Annotated in this window: 19 protein-coding genes; 14 read left to right on the top strand and 5 right to left on the bottom strand. The window is 56.7% G+C overall.

Annotated elements, in window-relative coordinates; translation table 11 throughout:
* Positions 1-57: 57 nt before the first annotated feature.
* Together zntA and JZ655_RS19640 are read right to left on the bottom strand one after the other, a co-directional pair.
* Positions 58-2,232 (bottom strand): Zn(II)/Cd(II)/Pb(II) translocating P-type ATPase ZntA, encoded by a 2,175-nt coding sequence (zntA, locus tag JZ655_RS19645; RefSeq protein ID WP_207292550.1) that lies wholly within the window; start codon positions 2,230-2,232, stop codon positions 58-60.
* 75 nt (positions 2,233-2,307) lie between these two features.
* Complete coding sequence (locus JZ655_RS19640; RefSeq protein WP_207292549.1) at positions 2,308-2,934, bottom strand: lysoplasmalogenase; 627 nt, start codon at positions 2,932-2,934, stop codon at positions 2,308-2,310.
* A 128-nt stretch (positions 2,935-3,062) separates the two neighbouring features.
* Between JZ655_RS19640 and JZ655_RS19635 the strand changes: the two genes are divergently transcribed.
* Complete coding sequence (locus JZ655_RS19635) at positions 3,063-3,422, top strand: DUF2500 domain-containing protein (protein ID WP_207292548.1); 360 nt, start codon at positions 3,063-3,065, stop codon at positions 3,420-3,422.
* 96 nt (positions 3,423-3,518) lie between these two features.
* Here the strand turns inward: JZ655_RS19635 and JZ655_RS19630 are convergent, their stop codons facing one another.
* Both JZ655_RS19630 and rsmD read right to left on the bottom strand, forming a co-directional pair.
* Positions 3,519-3,800: a DUF1145 family protein gene (locus tag JZ655_RS19630; protein ID WP_207292547.1), complete on the bottom strand. Its 282-nt coding sequence runs from the start codon at positions 3,798-3,800 to the stop codon at positions 3,519-3,521.
* Positions 3,784-4,386 (bottom strand): 16S rRNA (guanine(966)-N(2))-methyltransferase, encoded by a 603-nt coding sequence (rsmD, locus tag JZ655_RS19625; protein ID WP_046886836.1) that lies wholly within the window; start codon positions 4,384-4,386, stop codon positions 3,784-3,786. Before rsmD ends, JZ655_RS19630 begins: the two co-directional genes overlap by 17 nt.
* A gap of 137 nt (positions 4,387-4,523) precedes the next feature.
* On the opposite strand from rsmD, the gene ftsY reads away from it, so the two are divergent.
* The 6 genes from ftsY (at position 4,524) to livJ (ending at position 11,718) form a co-directional block, all read left to right on the top strand.
* A complete protein-coding gene (ftsY, locus tag JZ655_RS19620) occupies positions 4,524-6,035 on the top strand; it encodes a signal recognition particle-docking protein FtsY (protein ID WP_040078228.1) in 1,512 nt (503 codons plus the stop codon).
* 2 nt (positions 6,036-6,037) lie between these two features.
* A complete protein-coding gene (gene ftsE / locus JZ655_RS19615) occupies positions 6,038-6,703 on the top strand; it encodes a cell division ATP-binding protein FtsE (RefSeq protein ID WP_040078229.1) in 666 nt (221 codons plus the stop codon).
* Entirely contained in the window at positions 6,696-7,751 is a 1,056-nt protein-coding gene (ftsX, locus tag JZ655_RS19610; RefSeq protein ID WP_207292546.1) for a permease-like cell division protein FtsX, read from the top strand. Before ftsE ends, ftsX begins: the two co-directional genes overlap by 8 nt.
* Positions 7,752-8,006: 255 nt before the next feature.
* On the top strand, positions 8,007-8,864 hold the full coding sequence (rpoH, locus tag JZ655_RS19605; RefSeq protein WP_207292545.1) for an RNA polymerase sigma factor RpoH: 858 nt from the start codon (positions 8,007-8,009) through the stop codon (positions 8,862-8,864).
* A 258-nt stretch (positions 8,865-9,122) separates the two neighbouring features.
* Positions 9,123-10,388 (top strand): 4-aminobutyrate--2-oxoglutarate transaminase, encoded by a 1,266-nt coding sequence (locus tag JZ655_RS19600; protein WP_207292544.1) that lies wholly within the window; start codon positions 9,123-9,125, stop codon positions 10,386-10,388.
* 229 nt (positions 10,389-10,617) lie between these two features.
* Positions 10,618-11,718, top strand: a complete 1,101-nt coding sequence (gene livJ, locus JZ655_RS19595; protein WP_072039552.1) for a branched chain amino acid ABC transporter substrate-binding protein LivJ — start codon at positions 10,618-10,620, stop codon at positions 11,716-11,718.
* A gap of 175 nt (positions 11,719-11,893) precedes the next feature.
* Here livJ and panM read toward each other — a convergent pair whose 3' ends face one another.
* Entirely contained in the window at positions 11,894-12,277 is a 384-nt protein-coding gene (gene panM, locus JZ655_RS19590; protein ID WP_040078652.1) for an aspartate 1-decarboxylase autocleavage activator PanM, read from the bottom strand.
* Positions 12,278-12,700: 423 nt separating this feature from the next.
* Here panM and livK point away from each other — a divergent pair, with 423 nt between their 5' ends.
* The 7 genes from livK (at position 12,701) to JZ655_RS19555 (ending at position 18,209) form a co-directional block, all read left to right on the top strand.
* Positions 12,701-13,810, top strand: coding sequence for a high-affinity branched-chain amino acid ABC transporter substrate-binding protein LivK (livK, locus tag JZ655_RS19585; protein ID WP_040078235.1), 1,110 nt, complete (start codon positions 12,701-12,703; stop codon positions 13,808-13,810).
* Positions 13,811-13,856: 46 nt separating this feature from the next.
* Positions 13,857-14,783, top strand: a complete 927-nt coding sequence (gene livH / locus JZ655_RS19580) for a high-affinity branched-chain amino acid ABC transporter permease LivH (RefSeq protein ID WP_040078237.1) — start codon at positions 13,857-13,859, stop codon at positions 14,781-14,783.
* On the top strand, positions 14,780-16,057 hold the full coding sequence (locus JZ655_RS19575; RefSeq protein WP_207292543.1) for a high-affinity branched-chain amino acid ABC transporter permease LivM: 1,278 nt from the start codon (positions 14,780-14,782) through the stop codon (positions 16,055-16,057). Before livH ends, JZ655_RS19575 begins: the two co-directional genes overlap by 4 nt.
* Positions 16,054-16,821 (top strand): high-affinity branched-chain amino acid ABC transporter ATP-binding protein LivG, encoded by a 768-nt coding sequence (gene livG, locus JZ655_RS19570; RefSeq protein WP_046886787.1) that lies wholly within the window; start codon positions 16,054-16,056, stop codon positions 16,819-16,821. The genes JZ655_RS19575 and livG overlap by 4 nt, the downstream gene beginning before the upstream one ends.
* 1 nt (position 16,822) lies before the next feature.
* A complete protein-coding gene (gene livF / locus JZ655_RS19565) occupies positions 16,823-17,536 on the top strand; it encodes a high-affinity branched-chain amino acid ABC transporter ATP-binding protein LivF (RefSeq protein ID WP_046886786.1) in 714 nt (237 codons plus the stop codon).
* Positions 17,537-17,622: 86 nt separating this feature from the next.
* The gene (locus JZ655_RS19560) at positions 17,623-17,844 is read left to right on the top strand and encodes a type II toxin-antitoxin system Phd/YefM family antitoxin (RefSeq protein WP_207292542.1); all 222 of its coding nucleotides are present in this window, start codon (positions 17,623-17,625) and stop codon (positions 17,842-17,844) included.
* Entirely contained in the window at positions 17,841-18,209 is a 369-nt protein-coding gene (locus JZ655_RS19555; protein WP_040078242.1) for a type II toxin-antitoxin system death-on-curing family toxin, read from the top strand. Before JZ655_RS19560 ends, JZ655_RS19555 begins: the two co-directional genes overlap by 4 nt.
* Positions 18,210-18,336: the final 127 nt, after the last annotated feature.

The raw sequence follows: 18,336 nt of genomic DNA, 5'->3' as shown, positions 1-18,336 counted from the left end.
TCGTGGGGGAGGACTGGGGTGGGGCAGCAAACCCACCCCAGCCGCCATTTGGGTGTTTTACCGACGACGCAAAAGCCGTAACGCGTTCGCGGTGACCAGCACCGTCGCCCCCGTATCTGCCAGCACTGCCAGCCACAGACCGGTTATCCCGAGCAGCGTTGTGACCAGGAAAATAGCCTTCAGCCCCAGCGCGATAGCGACGTTCTGACGAATATTGGCGCGGGTGGCGCGCGCAAGGGCGATCATCTGCGCCAGCCCGGTCAGGCGATTGTGGGTCAAGGCTGCATCGGCGGCCTCCAGCGCCACGTCGGTGCCGCTACCCATCGCGATGCCCAGCGTCGCGGCTTTCATCGCCGGGGCATCATTAATGCCATCTCCCACCATCGCCAGTGGGGCATCTTCTTTCAGCTTCGCCACGGCACGCACTTTATCGGCAGGCAGTAATCCGGCCCTGTAGGCCAGCCCCAGTTCGTCCGCGATGGCTGCGGCGGCGCGTGGGTTATCCCCGGTGAGGATGACGCCCTGAATGCCCATCTGATGCAGTGCGGCGACCGCCTGTTTCGCATCCTCGCGCAGGGTATCGCGTAGCGCCAGAACCCCTTTGGTCACGCCATCCTGCAGCACAACCACAACCGTTTGCCCGGCCTCCTCTAAAGCCTGAGCCTGTGCGTCAGGGGTGCCGCCCGCCGCGATAATCACGACCTTTTTACCTTCGACCTCGGCTTCAATGCCCGATCCTGGCAGCGCACGCTGCGCGGTTGCCGCCGGGATCGTCAGCCCGCGGGATTGAGCTTCACGAACAATGGCCTGCGCCAGCGGGTGCGTGGAACCTTGCTCAACGGCCGCCGCCAGCGCAAGCAGTTCGTTCTCACTGCTCTCCTGCGGATAGATACCGGTCACCTGCGGCTTTCCGACGGTCAGCGTGCCGGTTTTATCGAAGGCGACGTGCTGTACCTGACTCAGCTGTTCCAGCGCGGCACCGCCTTTAATCAGCGCCCCGTGACGCGCGGCAGCGGCAAGGCCAGAGGTAATAGCCGCAGGCGTGGAGATCACCAGTGCACAGGGGCAGCCAATCAGCAGCAGCGTTAACCCCTTGTAGATCCACGCTTGCCACGGCGCGCCAAAGAACAGCGGCGGAATAAGGGCCACCAGCAGGGCGACCAGCATGATGGCCGGGGTATAAATCCGGCTGAAGCGATCGATAAATCGCTCAACCGGGGCGCGGCGCTCTTCGGCTTCCTCAATGAGCTTCAGAATGCGGTCGATGGCGCTGTCGCCAGGTTCAGAGAGAACGGTAAGCTGTACCAGACGATCCACGCTGGTTGCCCCCGCCGGAACTCGTTCTCCGGTCTTGCGTTCTACCGGAATCGACTCACCGGTCAGGGCGCTTTCATCGAAACTTGCCATTGCATTTAGCAGGGCGCCATCGGCGGGCAGGCGCCCGCCTGCGGCCACTTCGATAACATCGCCCGGACGTAGCGAATTGATGGCCACGGTTTTACGTTCGTGATTAACGACCTGAGTGGCGGTTTCAGGGCGGAGCGCCATCAACGCGCTTACCCCTTTGCGCGCCCGGCTCGCTGCCCAGCCTTCCAGGCGTTCACCCACCAGAAACAGCAGCAGCACCATAGCGGCCTCTGCCGTCGCGCCGATAAACAGGGCACCTATGGCCGCCACGCTCATCAGGGTTTCGATGGCAAACCAGCTTCCGCTTTTCATCAGGCGTAGCGCCTGACGGGCAATGGGATATAACCCCACCAGCGTGGTAGCGATAAAGGCCAGGTTACCGAGAGGGTGGTTAAACTGCTCCAGCGTCCAGCTCAGCGCCATCAGCACAATCAGCGTGATAAGCGGCAGATTTTCCCGCAGAAAGGAGGTTTGTACGACCGGGGCGGATTCACTGCGCAGGGAGTAACCGGCGTTGACGACGGCGGCCTCAACCCGGGAAGTAACATCGCTGTCGGCGCTGACCAGCAACTTTTCCGTGGCGAACAGCACCTGGACGTGATTAACCCCCTGCACCTGTTTCACCGCATTTTCGACTTTGCGCGCGCAGGCGGCACAATCCATGCCGTTAACGACCCAGCTATAACGTTTTCCGCTTTCAGTCTGCGGGGTTAGCGCTTCTGTTTTGCAGGCGCTATCGCAACAGCAGGGCGCTTCGGGCTGGGCGGGCGTAAGCTTAAGTGCCGAGAATTGTGGCACTTTTTTTGACGTTTCTGGAGTCGACATGGCACTCTCCGGTAATGATAATTTTCTCATTAACCGCAGCATACACTCTGGAGTCGACTCCAGAGTCAAGCGTTTTTAAATATAGAGCGAACGCACGATCAGGAAGTGCCCGGCGAAGTAGCAGGCGGCAGCAATCGCGTTATCAGCCCGGAAACGGCTACGATAGTGGCTGCCCAGCCAGACGATATTCCCGATAAGCAGCAGGGTCGCACCGAAGAAGGCTGACATTGCCGGGGCCGTTGGACGGAAGAACCACAGTTCACCCGCCAGCCAGACCATCACCAGCGTCATGGCAATAAAGGTGCAAACGGGCCAGCGCATCTCCTCCAGCCGCGTCCAGATCACCGCAATCAACAGCGCCCCAATAACCAGCAGCGCCAGCGGTAGCGGCCAGAAGAAGGAGAGCGTCATCTGGCTGGCGAAATAGATGGTATAGAGCAGATGCGACAGGAAGAACGCCCCTACGGCATAGAGCAGCCGCTGGCGCGGAAGAAGTGTTAACGCATCACCCACCAGCGAGGCGCACAGTCCGGCGAGCACCAGATAGCTGACGGCGTTGAACATAGGCGCCTGCCAGGCAAGGAGTAATAACAGCAGCAGCGTGACGGGTTTAAACAACCAGCGCTGCCAGGCTGGGCCACGGTAAGACGCATCGACGTAAAGCCATGCGGAAAAACAGACAGCGATAAATGACCAAAGCATATTAACTCCCTGTATCTGTTACGGCTGAATAATCAGTTTCTGATTTAGTGTAGTGACGCGGGCGGGCGTTTGGCAATGCGGGGAAGGCAAGGTATCCTCAATTCCGTCTAATCTGATGGAATGCGTTGATGAGTAAGATGCCGCTTTTTTTCATTATCGTGGTGGCGATTATTGTCATTGCCGCCTCGTTTCGCTTCGTGCAGCAGCGCCGCGAGAAGGCAGATAATGATGCTGCGCCACTGCTGCAAAAGCGCGTGGTGGTGAGCAATAAACGTGAGAAACCCATTAACGATCGCCGTTCACGCCAGCAGCAGGTGACGCCTGCCGGAACCGCCGTGCGCTATGAAGCGAGCTTCAGGCCGCAGACCGGAGGGCTGGAGATGACCTTCCGCCTGGAGGCGCAGCAGTATCATCAACTGACGGTGGGGGAGAAAGGGGTGTTGAGTTACAAAGGAGCGCGGTTTGAAGGATTTGAACCAGAGCAGTAATTTTTCCCCTCACCCCGGCCCTCTCCCAGGGGGAGAGGGAGTCAATGTCCCCTCTCCCTGTGAGAGAGGGTTAGGGTGAGGGCATCAGGCCGCACCTTACTTCTTCACCTGCGCCTTAAACTTCTTCATCCACATCAGCAGTTCAAACACGCCGAAAATAAAGACCCGTACTTGCTGCCAGGCAGTCATTTGTGGGCCATCTTTTGGCAGGCCGTTTTTCAGCATCACCATCTGCAGGGCGTGCATAAACGAAGTGAAAATCAGCGCTACGTTAACAAAGATGTTCATTGGACGCGGGAAAGGGTGCACCAGATTGAGGATCAAAAATGCCCAGACCCCCAGCATCAGCAAACGCCCCAGATTAATCAGAACCGGCATCGGTCTCTCCTTGTGATTGTCGGTGATAAAGACGATAAGCCACCTGACCGGCCACTTTTTCCCGGTGCAGATCCCAGTGTACGGGCACCGGCGGCAGGCCGTTTTCCACTTCACTCTCTACGTAGATTAGCGCGTTATCTGCTAGCCAGCCGTTGTTTTCCAGTAATGCTAATGTCTCTTCCAGCAACCCTTTACGAAACGGCGGATCGACAAAGACCACATCGTGCGGCGTGCCGGGTTGCGCGAGGAAGGTGAGCGTGTTGGTATTCACCACTTTGGCATGGCTCGCCTTCAGGGTTGCAAGGTTTTGCTGTAGCTGCTGCGCTACGCCGCGCTCCATCTCCAGCAGAATGGCGCTGGAGGCATAGCGGGAGAGGGCTTCCAGCCCCAGCGCGCCGCTGCCGGCAAAGCAATCCAGGCAACGGGCATCGGCCATCGACGGTGCCAGCCAGTTAAACAGCGTCTCACGCACGCGGTCGGTGGTGGGGCGCAGGCCGGGACTATCCGGCACCGGAAGTTTACGGCCTCGCCACTGGCCGCCGATGATACGTATCTGACCGGCCGCAGCACGGTTGGGTTTCTTCATATCTTTGCTCGGGTCACTCATTGGGCCTGCGCTTGCAGGCGGTGATGTGCGTTAAGTTAAGTGATAAACTATTTCATCATTTTTTTAGCTTCCATGTATATAGCGCCGGAAATTAACCGCGAGGGGTGTAGTCGCAAATGGCAAAAGAGAAAAAACGTGGCTTCTTTTCCTGGCTGGGCTTTGGGCAGAAAGAGCAGGAAACCGAACAGCAGGTTGAAGAGCAACAGGCTGTTGACGCGCAGCCCGAGCCTGAAACGCCAGTAGAAGCGATTGCTGAACCCGCAGCGGAAGAGCACGCTCATTCGAAAGAAGAGACAGAGGCCTTTGCCGAAGAGGTTGTCGAGGTCACGGAGCAGGTGCAGGAGAGCGAAAAACCGCAGCCGGTTGAGCCTGAGCCTCTTCCTGACGTTGAGCCTGTCGAACAACCAGAGCCGGTAACCGAGAAGAAGGTTGAGCCAACCCCGCAGGCGGTTATCGAACACGAAGCGCTGCCGCTGCCGGAAGAGGTGAAAGCCGAAGCGGTGTCAGCTGAAGAGTGGCAGGCCGAAGCGGAAACTGTCGAGATTGTCGACGCGGTGGAAGAGGAAGCAGAACGCGAGCCGGAACTCACCGACGAAGAGCTGGAAGCCCAGGCGCTGGCAGCCGAGGCCGCTGAAGAAGCGGTCATGGTCGTGCCAGTTGAAGCGCAGCCAGAAGATGAGGCCGTGCAGGAGCAAGAAAAACCGACGAAAGAGGGGTTCTTCGCCCGTCTGAAGCGCAGCTTGCTTAAAACTAAAGAAAACCTCGGTTCCGGATTTATCAGCCTGTTCCGCGGCAAAAAAATCGACGATGATCTGTTTGAAGAGCTGGAAGAACAGCTGCTGATTGCCGACGTCGGTGTTGAGACCACGCGAAAAATCATCGCCAGTCTCACCGAAGGCGCAAACCGCAAACAGCTGCGCGATGCTGAAGCGCTGTACGGTCTGCTGAAAGACGAGATGGGTGAAATCCTCGCAAAAGTTGACGAACCGCTTAATATTGAAGGCAAAATGCCCTTTGTTATTCTGATGGTTGGCGTTAACGGCGTAGGGAAAACCACCACCATCGGTAAGCTGGCGCGTCAGTTCGAGCAGCAGGGCAAATCGGTGATGCTGGCGGCGGGCGATACCTTCCGTGCGGCCGCGGTTGAGCAGCTGCAGGTGTGGGGCCAGCGCAACAACATTCCGGTCATTGCTCAGCATACTGGCGCAGACTCCGCCTCCGTGATCTTCGACGCCATCCAGGCCGCGAAGGCGCGTAACGTGGATGTGTTGATTGCCGATACCGCCGGGCGCTTGCAGAACAAATCGCACCTGATGGAAGAGCTGAAGAAGATCGTTCGCGTCATGAAGAAGCTGGATGAAGACGCACCGCATGAAATTATGCTGACCATTGACGCCAGCACCGGACAAAACGCCATTAGCCAGGCGAAATTGTTCCATGAAGCGGTAGGGTTGACCGGTATTACGCTGACAAAACTGGACGGCACCGCAAAAGGCGGGGTAATTTTCTCCGTGGCAGATCAGTTCGGTATTCCTATCCGCTACATTGGTGTTGGCGAACGTATCGAGGATTTGCGTCCGTTTAAATCGGACGACTTTATTGAGGCACTATTTGCCCGAGAGGATTAACAATGATTCGCTTTGAACACGTCAGCAAGGCCTATCTCGGTGGGAGACAAGCGCTGCAGGGGGTTACCTTCCACCTGCAGCCGGGCGAGATGGCATTCCTGACCGGCCATTCCGGCGCGGGGAAAAGTACCCTGCTCAAGCTGATCTGTGGGATCGAACGGCCAAGCGCCGGGAAAATCTGGTTTAGCGGCCACGATATTAGCCGTCTGAAAAACCGTGAAGTGCCGTTTCTGCGTCGTCAGATCGGCATGATTTTCCAGGATCACCATCTGCTGATGGATCGCACCGTTTTCGATAACGTGGCGATCCCGCTGATTATTGCCGGGGCCAGCTATGATGATATCCGTCGTCGCGTCTCTGCGGCGCTGGACAAGGTTGGGCTGCTGGACAAAGCGAAGAACTTTCCGATTCAGCTTTCCGGCGGTGAACAGCAGCGCGTGGGCATCGCCCGGGCGGTGGTGAACAAACCTGCCGTTCTGCTGGCGGATGAACCGACCGGAAACCTGGACGAAGCCCTCTCCGAAGGGATTTTGCGTCTGTTTGAGGAGTTTAACCGCGTTGGGGTGACGGTATTGATGGCGACGCACGATTTGGGCCTTATCTCCCGTCGTTCGTACCGCATGCTGACGCTCAGCGACGGGCACCTGCACGGAGGCCTTGGTGAATAAGCGCGACGCAATCAACCAGATCCGCCAGTTTGGCAGCAAATTCGACCGTTTCCGCAAACCGCATAGCGGAGGTGACGGCAATCGCAATCAACCGAGACGTGCGAAAGCCGCCCCGAAACCAAACTCGCGAAAAACTAACGTCTTTAACGAGCAGGTTCGCTACGCCTTCCAGGGCGCACTGCAGGATCTGAAGAGCAAGCCGCTGGCGACCTTCCTCACGGTGATGGTGATTGCCATCTCCCTGACGCTGCCCAGCGTCTGCTACATGGTCTACAAAAACGTAAACCAGGCGGCGTCGCAGTATTACCCATCGCCGCAAATCACCGTCTACCTTGATAAAGCGCTCGACGACAACGCTGCGGCGCAGGTTGTGGGGCAGATCCAGGCCGAGCAGGGGGTAGAGAAGGTTAACTACCTTTCGCGTGAAGAGGCGCTGGGGGAGTTCCGTAACTGGTCTGGCTTTGGCGGCGCGCTGGATATGCTGGAAGAGAACCCGTTACCCGCCGTGGCGGTGGTGATCCCGAAAATCGATTTCCAGGGCACGGATTCGTTGAACACGCTGCGTGACCGGGTTTCCCGCATTAACGGTATCGATGAAGTGCGCATGGACGATAGCTGGTTCGCGCGCCTGACGGCGCTTACCGGGCTGGTGGGGCGCGTGGCGGCAATGATTGGCGTGCTGATGGTCGCGGCGGTGTTCCTCGTCATTGGTAACAGCGTGCGTCTGAGCATCTTTGCCCGTCGCGATACCATCAACGTGCAAAAGCTGATCGGCGCAACGGATGGCTTTATCCTGCGTCCATTCCTCTACGGCGGGGCGTTGCTCGGTTTTACCGGCGCATTTCTTTCACTGATATTGTCAGAAATTTTGGTGATGCGGCTCTCTTCTGCCGTTACTGAAGTGGCGCAGGTTTTCGGAACTAAGTTTGATATCAGTGGCTTAGGGTTCGATGAGTGCCTGTTATTACTGCTGGTTTGCTCAATGATTGGGTGGGTCGCAGCCTGGCTTGCTACCGTCCAACATTTACGTCGCTTTACTCCGGAATAATAAAAGCGTGATATAATCTTTCCCTGCACCGAGTTGTCGCTCTGCAGGGAAAGAGCTCCCTGTTGTCTCTTCCCCGCAGTATCATCTCCATGTCACAATTTGTGCGTAATTTATTCACCGTTGCACCTGGAACTTGTGGATAAAATCACTGTCTGATACAAGAGTGGATGCTATTCTCGTTGCTCAAACGCTTTGGCATGGTTATTGCCTGATGGGGATAACCTGGACCAGAAGAGATCATATTGAGAGGAATGAATGACCAAAGAAATGCAAACTTTAGCTTTAGCCCCTGTTGGTAACCTGGAGTCTTACATCCGGGCTGCGAACACCTGGCCGATGTTAACGGCCGAGGAAGAAAAGGAGCTTGCTGAAAAGCTGCATTACCAGGGCGATCTGGAAGCAGCTAAGACGCTGATCCTGTCTCACCTGCGCTTTGTTGTTCACGTTGCTCGTAATTACTCGGGCTACGGCCTGCCGCAGGCGGACTTGATTCAGGAAGGTAACATTGGCCTGATGAAGGCTGTACGTCGCTTTAACCCGGAAGTGGGTGTGCGACTGGTCTCCTTCGCCGTGCACTGGATCAAAGCGGAAATTCACGAATACGTACTGCGTAACTGGCGTATCGTGAAGGTCGCCACGACGAAAGCGCAACGCAAACTCTTCTTTAACCTGCGTAAAACCAAGCAGCGTCTGGGCTGGTTTAATCAGGATGAAGTGGAAATGGTGGCGCGCGAGCTGGGTGTAACCAGTAAAGACGTGCGTGAGATGGAATCCCGTATGGCCGCCCAGGACATGACCTTTGACATGTCTTCCGACGACGATGCGTCCGACAGCCAGCCGATGGCACCGGTTCTGTATCTACAGGATAAAACCTCTAACTTTGCTGACGGCATTGAAGAGGACAACTGGGAAGATCAGGCCGCCAACAAGCTGAGCTTTGCGATGGAAGGCCTCGACGAGCGTAGCCAGGATATTATCCGCGCCCGCTGGCTGGACGAAGAGAACAAGTCCACCCTGCAGGAGCTGGCCGACCGCTACGGCGTCTCCGCTGAACGTGTGCGTCAGCTTGAAAAGAACGCCATGAAAAAACTTCGCGCCGCTATTGAAGCGTAATTTCTGCGAAGTCCCCGCTTAGCCGAAATAGTTCAGGCTGCAGGAAGGCGGCAAATGAGTGAATCCCGATGAGCTTACATGAGTAAGTGATTCGGGTGAACGAGAGCAGCCAACGCACCTGCGGCTTGAAATATGAAGGATAAAAGCCCCTGGATGTGAATCCGGGGGCTCTGTTTTTTTAACGCCCGCTCTGGCGAAATTTTACCCCCTGGCAAACACTTACTGATGCGCTACGCATGCGATCCTCAGGGGGATAAGGTGAACAACAAAGAACTGAATGACCGGCGCTTGCAGGCCACGCCGCGCGGCATTGGGGTGATGTGTAACTTCTATGCCGATAAAGCCGAAAACGCCACGGTGTGGGACGTGGAAGGCAACGAATACATCGACTTCGCCGCCGGGATCGCGGTGCTGAACACTGGCCATCGTCATCCAAAAGTCATCGCCGCCATCGAAAAACAGCTTCACGCCTTTACGCATACCGCCTACCAGATTGTCCCGTACGAAGGCTATGTCGCCCTCGCAGAGCGCATTAATGCCCGCGTGCCGATCGACGGGCCGGCCAAAACCGCCTTCTTCTCAACCGGCGCAGAAGCGGTTGAAAATGCGGTGAAGATTGCCCGCGCCTGGACCCGTCGTCCAGGCCTAATCACCTTTGGCGGTGCCTTCCATGGCCGCACCTTTATGACCATGGCCCTCACGGGCAAAGTGGCACCCTATAAACTGGGATTCGGTCCTTTCCCCGGCTCGGTCTACCATGCGCAATTTCCCAACGAACTGCACGGGGTAAGCACCGCTGAGGCGCTGCAAAGCGTGGAACGCCTGTTTAAAACCGACATCGCCCCGGATCAGGTGGCAGCCATCATCATTGAACCGGTGCAGGGCGAAGGCGGGTTCAACGTGGCCCCCGAAGATTTTATGCTGGGGCTGCGCGCCATCTGCGATAACCACGGCATTTTGCTGATTGCCGATGAAGTCCAAACGGGCTTTGCCCGTACCGGCAAACTCTTCTCAATGGAACATCACCGCGTGAAGGCGGATCTCATCACCATGGCGAAAAGCCTGGCGGGCGGGATGCCGCTCTCGGCGGTCTCGGGGCGCGCAGAGGTGATGGACGCCCCCGCGCCGGGCGGGCTGGGCGGCACCTATGCGGGTAATCCGCTGGCGATTGCTGCAGCCCATGCGGTGCTGGACGTGATCGATGAAGAGGATCTCTGCGCTCGTGCGGCGCATCTCGGCCATCATCTGGTGGAAGTGCTGAACAACGCCAAAGAGAGTTGCCCTTATATCGCTGATATCCGTGCTCAGGGCTCAATGGTGGCGGTGGAGTTCAACGACCCGCAAACCGGACAGCCCTCGCCGGAATTTACGCGGCAGGTCCAGGAGCGCGCCCTGAAAGAGGGGCTACTGCTGCTAAGTTGCGGCGTGTATGGCAACGTGATTCGTTTCCTTTATCCGCTTACCCTTCCCGAAGCTCAGTTCCGTAAAGCGCTGGATATTATTTCTGCGGCGCTGACACGTTAAAGCCTTTTACCCGGCAGAAAAAACTGCCGGGTTTATCATATATTCATTTCAAATTAGCTATTCCATATCCATGAAAATGGGGTATGTTTTAGCAGAGTATGCTGCTTTGGCACCGGCAGCACACCAAAATATAACTATCATATGCTTTTCTTATGCCGATAAGAAAAATAATGTGCCGCACAACAACATCACAACAATTGCAAAAACCATAACAATGGGGATTCTCAGGATGAACATGAAGGGTAAAGCGTTACTGGCAGGATGTATCGCGCTGGCATTCAGCACCATGGCCCAGGCAGATATCAAAGTGGCGGTTGTGGGCGCCATGTCCGGCCCGGTAGCACAGTACGGCGATCAGGAGTTTACGGGCGCAGAGCAGGCGGTTGCAGACATTAATGCCAAAGGCGGCATCAAAGGCGAAAAACTGCAGATCGTAAAATATGATGACGCCTGTGACCCGAAACAAGCGGTCGCGGTAGCGAACAAAGTGGTAAACGATGGGATTAAATACGTTATCGGCCACCTGTGCTCCTCATCCACGCAGCCTGCGTCTGATATCTACGAAGACGAAGGCATTCTGATGATTACCCCGGCAGCTACCGCACCGGAGCTGACTTCACGTGGTTACAAACTGACCCTGCGTACCACCGGTCTGGACTCCGACCAGGGGCCAACCGCGGCGAAATACATTCTGGAAAAAGTGAAGCCACAGCGTATCGCTATCGTTCACGACAAACAGCAGTACGGTGAAGGCCTGGCGCGCGCGGTGCAGGATAACCTGAAAAAAGCCAACGCCAATGTGGTCTTCTTTGACGGTATTACCGCCGGTGAGAAAGACTTCTCTACGCTGGTGGCGCGTCTGAAGAAAGAGAATATCGATTTCGTCTACTACGGTGGTTATCACCCGGAGATGGGCCAGATCCTGCGTCAGGCACGCGCTGCCGGTCTGAAAACCCAGTTTATGGGTCCGGAAGGGGTTGCGAACGTCTCCCTGTCTAACATTGCGGGTGAGTCTGCCGAAGGTCTGCTGGTGACCAAGCCGAAGAACTACGACCAGGTGCCTGCGAACAAACCGATCGTAGATGCGATCAAGGCGAAGAAACAGGATCCAAGCGGCGCGTTCGTCTGGACTACCTACGCGGCGCTGCAGTCTCTGCAGGCGGGTCTGAACCAGTCCGCCGATCCGGCTGAGATTGCTACCTGGCTGAAAGCGAACTCCGTTGAAACCGTGATGGGGCCACTGTCATGGGATGAGAAGGGCGACCTGAAGGGCTTCGAGTTCGGCGTGTTTGACTGGCATGCTAACGGTACGGCGACCGACGCTAAGTAAGACTGGTGCGGTTTGATGCCCTCACCCTAACCCTCTCCCATGGGGAGAGGGGACTGTTTGATGGGGGCTTTTCTCCCGCTCGCTGAGAGGGAGTGCCGGAACCGCCTTTCTCCCTCTCCCTGTGGGAGAGGGCCGGGGTGAGGGCATCAGGCCGCACATACCTAACCGCAAAAATCTAGCGCTTCTCCCACCCATTGGTCTGCGCCGTAAACCCTAAAGCCTGCATAAATGCCGCCATCACGCCGCGGTCCTCCACACCGACATCCGCCATCCACCATGACGTCACGCTCGGGTTATCGCGGATCACCTCTTCAATCAAATACTGCCCCACGCCACGACGGCGGGTCACGTCACGCACGCGCAGCGAGTCCAGCGCGCCCTGCGTACCGCTCAGGGTCACGCGAACGGCGGCCAGCAGACGTTCGTTAAAACGGGCAGCGTAAATACGATGGGTGTCATCAACGTTCAGAGAAGAGGGGGAGTATTCCGGCCAGATTTTGCCCAGGTCGATATGATCCTGGTCGCTAAAGGTCACCAGACGAATGATAGTCAGTTTCATTAGCAGCATGTCCACATTTAAAAAGTAGGGGCAGTGTACTCAATTTATATCCTGACCGGCGTCCTCTTTTTTAATCCATTATCCAGGTGATTACTTTTTTAGCAGTCGCATGGGTAGGGATAAAACGCAGGGATCGAAAAATAAGCAGAATATTACCCTGTAAGGCAGCGTTTTATTCCGTGCTTTGTACCGTTATTTTATGCTGCAAACTCCACTTTTATTTGTTTATCTCCGACTAATTTCAGAATATTATCTTTGCTTAATCGCCTGAAAAATAGAGATTTTAGTCTGGTTTTTGCCAAAAAACTGCGCTAAACCATTAAAGGCACTGGTAAAAATAGCGTTGTTCATTAAAAGTACAGAATGCTTTTTAACCATAATAAAACAAAATATAAACATTACGTCACGAATGGGGATTCACAGATGAAAAGGAACGCGAAAGCATTAATCGCGGGGATGGTTGCACTGGCAATTTCGCAGGCAGCGATAGCGGAAGAGATTAAAGTTGCCGTGGTAGGCGCGCTGTCCGGTCCTGTTGCCCAGTGGGGTGATATGGAGTTTAACGGCGCGCGTCAGGCTATCCAGGATATCAACGCTAAAGGCGGTATCAAAGGCGACAAACTGGTTGCCGTCGAGTATGACGATGCCTGCGACCCTAAACAGGCCGTCGCCGTAGCCAACAAAGTGGTTAACGATGGTATCCAGTACGTGATTGGTCACCTCTGCTCCTCTTCAACTCAGCCGGCGTCTGATATCTACGAAGATGAAGGCATTCTGATGATCACCCCGGGCGCCACCAACCCGGAGCTGACCCAGCGCGGCTATGAGCACATTATGCGTACCGCCGGGCTCGACTCCTCTCAGGGGCCGACCGCCGCCAAATACATTCTCGAGACCGTTAAGCCAAAGCGCATCGCCATCATTCACGATAAGCAGCAGTATGGAGAAGGGCTGGCGCGCTCCGTGCAGGACGGCCTGAAAAAAGGCAATGCGAACGTGGTCTTCTTCGATGGCATTACCGCCGGTGAGAAAGACTTCTCCGCGCTGATTGCCCGCCTGCAAAAAGAGAACATCGACTTCGTCTATTACGGCGGCTACTACCCGGAAATGGGTCAGATGCTGCGCCAGGCGCGCGCTACCGGTCTGAAAACCCAGTTTATGGGGCCAGAGGGGGTGGGCAACGCCTCCCTCTCTAACATCGCGGGCGATGCGGGCGAAGGTATGCTGGTCACGATGCCAAAACGCTATGACCAGGATCCGGCAAACAAAGCTATCGTGGATGCGCTCAAGGCGCAGAAAAAAGATCCAAGTGGTCCGTATGTCTGGATCACCTATGCCGCCGTGCAGTCTCTGGCCACGGCGCTGGAGCGTACCGGCAGCAAAGAGCCGCTGGATCTGGTGAAAGATTTAAAAGCACACGGGGCGAACACCGTGATTGGGCCGCTGAACTGGGATGAGAAAGGCGATCTGAAGGGATTTGAGTTTGGTGTCTTTAAGTGGCACGCCGATGGTTCGTCTTCGGCCGCCAAATAATTATCCCACCGCCCGGCTCTCCGGGCGGGTATAAAAAGGTTTGCATATGTCCGAGCAGTTTCTCTATTTCCTGCAGCAGATGTTTAACGGCGTCACGCTGGGAAGCACCTACGCGCTGATCGCTATCGGCTACACCATGGTTTACGGCATTATCGGCATGATCAACTTCGCCCACGGCGAGGTGTACATGATTGGTAGTTACGTCTCCTTTATGATCATCGCCGCGCTAATGATGATGGGCATCGACAGCAGCTGGCTGCTGGTCGCCGCCGGGTTTGTCGGCGCGATTGTGATCGCCAGCGCCTACGGCTGGAGCATTGAGCGCGTCGCCTACCGGCCGGTGCGCAGCTCCAAACGCCTGATTGCGCTGATCTCCGCCATCGGGATGTCCATTTTCCTGCAAAACTACGTCAGCCTGACCGAAGGTTCGCGCGATGTGGCGTTGCCAAGCCTGTTCAACGGCCAGTGGATTGTGGGGGCCAGCGAGAACTTCTCTGCCTCTATCACCACCATGCAGCTGGTGATCTGGATCGTGACCTTCCTGGCGATGCTCGCCCTGACTATTTTTATCCGCTACTCCCGCATGGGACGCGCCTGCCGCGCCTGCGCGGAAGATTTGAAAATGGCGAGCCTGCTTGGCATCAACACCGACCGCGTCATCGCGCTGACCTTCGTGATCGGCGCGGCGATGGCTGCCGTGGCAGGTGTCCTGCTCGGCCAGTTCTACGGCGTAATCAACCCTTACATCGGCTTTATGGCCGGGATGAAGGCCTTCACCGCAGCGGTACTGGGCGGTATCGGCAGTATCCCGGGCGCGATGATTGGCGGCCTGATCCTCGGCGTGGCGGAAGCGCTCTCTTCGGCGTACCTGAGTACAGAATATAAAGACGTGGTGTCGTTCGCCCTGCTGATTCTGGTGCTGCTGGTGATGCCTACCGGTATTCTGGGCCGTCCGGAGGTAGAGAAAGTATGAAACCGATGCATTTCGCGATGGCGCTGCTCTCTGCCGCCATGTTCTTCGTGCTGGCGGGCGTCTTTATGGGCGTCCAGCTGGAGCTGAGTGGCACCAAACTGGTCGTGGATTCCGCGGCTGACATTCGCTGGCAGTGGGTATTTATCGGCACGGCGGTGGTCTTCTTCTTCCAGCTGCTGCGCCCGATTTTCCAGAAGACGTTGAAAAACGTCTCAGGGCCGAAATTCGTGCTGCCGGCAATCGACGGCTCGACCGTTAAGCAGAAGCTGTTCCTCGTGGCGCTGCTGGTGGCCGCGGTAGCGTGGCCGTTCGTGGTGTCGCGCGGGACGGTGGATATCGCCACCCTGACCATGATTTACGTGATTTTAGGCCTCGGCCTGAACGTGGTGGTAGGTCTGTCGGGCCTGCTGGTGCTGGGCTACGGCGGTTTCTACGCCATCGGCGCCTACACCTTTGCGCTGCTGAACCACTATTACGGCCTCGGCTTCTGGACCTGCCTGCCGCTGGCAGGGCTGGTCTCGGCTGCTGCGGGGTTCCTGCTTGGCTTCCCGGTCTTGCGCCTGCGCGGCGACTATCTGGCGATTGTGACCTTAGGCTTCGGTGAAATCGTCCGTATCCTGCTGCTCAACAACACCGAAGTGACCGGCGGCCCGAACGGCATCAGCCAGATCCCGAAACCGACCTTCTTCGGCCTGGAGTTCAGCCGCACCGCCCGCGAAGGCGGCTGGGACACCTTCAGCAACTTCTTTGGCATTAAGTACGATCCGTCCGACCGTGTGATTTGGCTCTATCTGGTGGCACTGCTGCTGGTGGTCATCACGCTGTTCGTGATTAACCGTCTGCTGCGCATGCCGCTGGGCCGCGCGTGGGAAGCGCTGCGTGAAGATGAGATCGCCTGCCGCTCGCTGGGTCTGAACCCGACCCGCATCAAGCTGACCGCGTTCACCATCAGCGCCGCGTTTGCCGGCTTTGCCGGAACGCTGTTTGCCGCGCGTCAGGGCTTCGTCAGCCCGGAATCCTTCACCTTTGCCGAATCTGCCTTTGTGCTGGCGATTGTGGTGCTGGGCGGGATGGGATCGCAGTTCGCCGTTATTCTTGCAGCCGTCCTGCTGGTGGTCTCCCGCGAGCTGATGCGCGACTTTAACGAATACAGCATGCTGATGCTGGGTGGTTTGATGGTGCTGATGATGATCTGGCGTCCGCAGGGCTTGCTGCCGATGACCCGTCCGCAGTTGAAGCTTAAGCGTGCGGAAGTGAAAGGAGAGCAGGCATGAGTCAGCCATTATTATCCGTTAACGGTCTGATGATGCGTTTTGGCGGCCTGCTGGCCGTCAACAATGTGAATCTGGATCTGCATAAGAAAGAGATCGTCTCCCTGATTGGCCCGAACGGCGCAGGAAAGACCACGGTCTTTAACTGCCTGACCGGCTTCTATAAGCCGACGGGCGGCACCATCATGCTGCGCGAGCAGCACCTGGAAGGGCTGCCGGGCCAGCAGATTGCCCGCATGGGCGTAGTGCGTACCTTCCAGCACGTGCGCCTGTTCCGTGAAATGACGGTGATTGAAAACCTATTGGTGGCGCAACATCAGCAGCTTAAAACCGGCCTCTTCTCCGGCCTGCTGAAAACCCCGGCCTTCCGCCGCGCGCAGGAAGAAGCGCTCGACCGCGCCGCTACCTGGCTGGATCGTATCGGTCTGCTGCAGCACGCTAACCGCCAGGCGAGTAACCTGGCCTACGGGGATCAGCGTCGTCTGGAGATTGTCCGCTGCATGGTGACCCAGCCGGAAATTCTGATGCTCGACGAACCGGCCGCTGGCCTCAACCCGAAAGAGACCAAAGAGCTGGACGAGCTGATTGCTGAGCTGCGCGATCATCACGACACCACCATCCTGCTTATCGAACACGATATGAAGCTGGTGATGGGCATTTCTGACCGTATCTACGTGGTAAATCAGGGCACACCGCTGGCCAACGGCACGCCGGAAGAGATCCGCAACAACCCGGACGTGATCCGCGCATACCTGGGTGAGGCATAAGATGGAAAAAGCGATGTTAACGTTCGACAAGGTCAATGCGCACTACGGTAAGATCCAGGCGCTGCACGATGTCAGCCTGCACATTAATCAGGGCGAAATCGTCACCCTGATTGGGGCCAACGGCGCGGGTAAAACCACGCTGCTCGGCACCCTGTGCGGCGACCCGCGCGCCAGCAGCGGGCAGATTGTGTTCGACGGCAAAGAGATCACCGACTGGCAGACCGCCAAAATCATGCGCGAAGCGGTGGCGATTGTTCCGGAAGGGCGCCGCGTCTTCTCGCGCATGACGGTGGAAGAGAACCTGGCGATGGGCGGTTTCTTCGCCCACCGCGACCAGTTTCAGACCCGCATCAAATGGGTATACGAACTCTTCCCGCGTCTGTGGGAGCGTCGCGTGCAGCGTGCCGGCACCATGTCCGGCGGCGAACAGCAGATGCTGGCGATTGGTCGCGCGCTGATGAGCCAGCCGCGTTTGCTGTTGCTTGACGAACCCTCGCTCGGCCTTGCGCCGATCATTATCCAGCAGATTTTCGACACCATCGAACAGCTGCGCAAAGAGGGGATGACCATCTTCCTCGTCGAGCAGAACGCCAACCAGGCGCTGAAGCTCGCCGACCGCGGCTACGTGCTGGAGAACGGCCGCGTGGTGCTGTCCGATACCGGCGACGCGCTGCTGGCGAACGAAGCCGTGCGGAGTGCGTATTTGGGCGGTTGAGAGATTCATCTTTTAAAAAGGAGCCATCTGGCTCCTTTTTTGTACGCCTTACCTGTACAATAAACCTGTACTTAAAAGGAGGCTCTATGCGTACAATGAACTATAGCGAAGCCCGGCAGAATCTTGCCTCCGCGCTCGAGTCCGCGGCAGCAGGAACGCCAGTCACTATTTCACGTCGTGGTCATAAGTCTGCAGTGATCATCAGTGTGGAAGAGTTTGAGCGTTATCAGACGGCAAAGCTCGACGCAGAGTTTGACGCCATCATGGGTATTCATGGCAGCGAAATCAGGGAGCTGGCTGATAAATGACGCTGCAATTTATCTCAGCGGAAGAGATAGTGCTGTTTCACGACAAGCTGCTTAGCGTGACGCCGGGCGTTGCGGGAATGCCGGATCCAGGCCGGGCGGAAGCCCTGCTGTATCGCGTGCTGAATAAGTACGAATACGAAGGCGTTACCGATGTCTGGATGCTGGCGGCGATGCACCTGCTGGCTATCTCTCGCGGTCACATCTTCAATGACGGCAATAAGCGAACGGCTTTGTTTATTACCCTGCTGTTTCTCAAACGTAATGGTATTTCGTTAAAGGCCAATCCCGATTATGTGGATATGACCGTTGAGGCAGCGGCAGGACGTTTGACGCTTGACGAGGTTGTCCAGCGTCTACGTTGTTAGCCCGAAGCCTTCTCTTCGCGTGGGTAAGTACCAGACCAAGGCAAAAGCAAAAAGGCAACGTACGTTGCCTTTTTTAGTGTTTGCTCCCTCTCCCCGTGGGAGAGGGTCGGGGTGAGGGCATCAGACC

The sequence above is a fragment of the Leclercia pneumoniae genome (assembly GCF_017348915.1).
GTDB classification, from domain to species: Bacteria; Pseudomonadota; Gammaproteobacteria; order Enterobacterales; family Enterobacteriaceae; genus Enterobacter; species Enterobacter pneumoniae.
This window is presented reverse-complemented; position numbering and strand designations above follow the sequence as displayed.

Coding starts and splice junctions, on each gene's coding strand:
- JZ655_RS19630 (WP_207292547.1), bottom strand. CDS start 3,800: ATGCCGGTTCTGATTAATCTGGGGCGTTTGCTGATGCTGGGGGTCTGG.
- livH (WP_040078237.1), top strand. CDS start 13,857: ATGTCCGAGCAGTTTCTCTATTTCCTGCAGCAGATGTTTAACGGCGTC.
- livK (WP_040078235.1), top strand. CDS start 12,701: ATGAAAAGGAACGCGAAAGCATTAATCGCGGGGATGGTTGCACTGGCA.
- rsmD (WP_046886836.1), bottom strand. CDS start 4,386: ATGAAGAAACCCAACCGTGCTGCGGCCGGTCAGATACGTATCATCGGC.
- JZ655_RS19575 (WP_207292543.1), top strand. CDS start 14,780: ATGAAACCGATGCATTTCGCGATGGCGCTGCTCTCTGCCGCCATGTTC.
- JZ655_RS19640 (WP_207292549.1), bottom strand. CDS start 2,934: ATGCTTTGGTCATTTATCGCTGTCTGTTTTTCCGCATGGCTTTACGTC.
- livJ (WP_072039552.1), top strand. CDS start 10,618: ATGAACATGAAGGGTAAAGCGTTACTGGCAGGATGTATCGCGCTGGCA.
- zntA (WP_207292550.1), bottom strand. CDS start 2,232: ATGTCGACTCCAGAAACGTCAAAAAAAGTGCCACAATTCTCGGCACTT.
- ftsE (WP_040078229.1), top strand. CDS start 6,038: ATGATTCGCTTTGAACACGTCAGCAAGGCCTATCTCGGTGGGAGACAA.
- ftsY (WP_040078228.1), top strand. CDS start 4,524: ATGGCAAAAGAGAAAAAACGTGGCTTCTTTTCCTGGCTGGGCTTTGGG.
- livF (WP_046886786.1), top strand. CDS start 16,823: ATGGAAAAAGCGATGTTAACGTTCGACAAGGTCAATGCGCACTACGGT.
- rpoH (WP_207292545.1), top strand. CDS start 8,007: ATGACCAAAGAAATGCAAACTTTAGCTTTAGCCCCTGTTGGTAACCTG.
- JZ655_RS19555 (WP_040078242.1), top strand. CDS start 17,841: ATGACGCTGCAATTTATCTCAGCGGAAGAGATAGTGCTGTTTCACGAC.
- livG (WP_046886787.1), top strand. CDS start 16,054: ATGAGTCAGCCATTATTATCCGTTAACGGTCTGATGATGCGTTTTGGC.
- panM (WP_040078652.1), bottom strand. CDS start 12,277: ATGAAACTGACTATCATTCGTCTGGTGACCTTTAGCGACCAGGATCAT.
- JZ655_RS19560 (WP_207292542.1), top strand. CDS start 17,623: ATGCGTACAATGAACTATAGCGAAGCCCGGCAGAATCTTGCCTCCGCG.
- JZ655_RS19635 (WP_207292548.1), top strand. CDS start 3,063: ATGAGTAAGATGCCGCTTTTTTTCATTATCGTGGTGGCGATTATTGTC.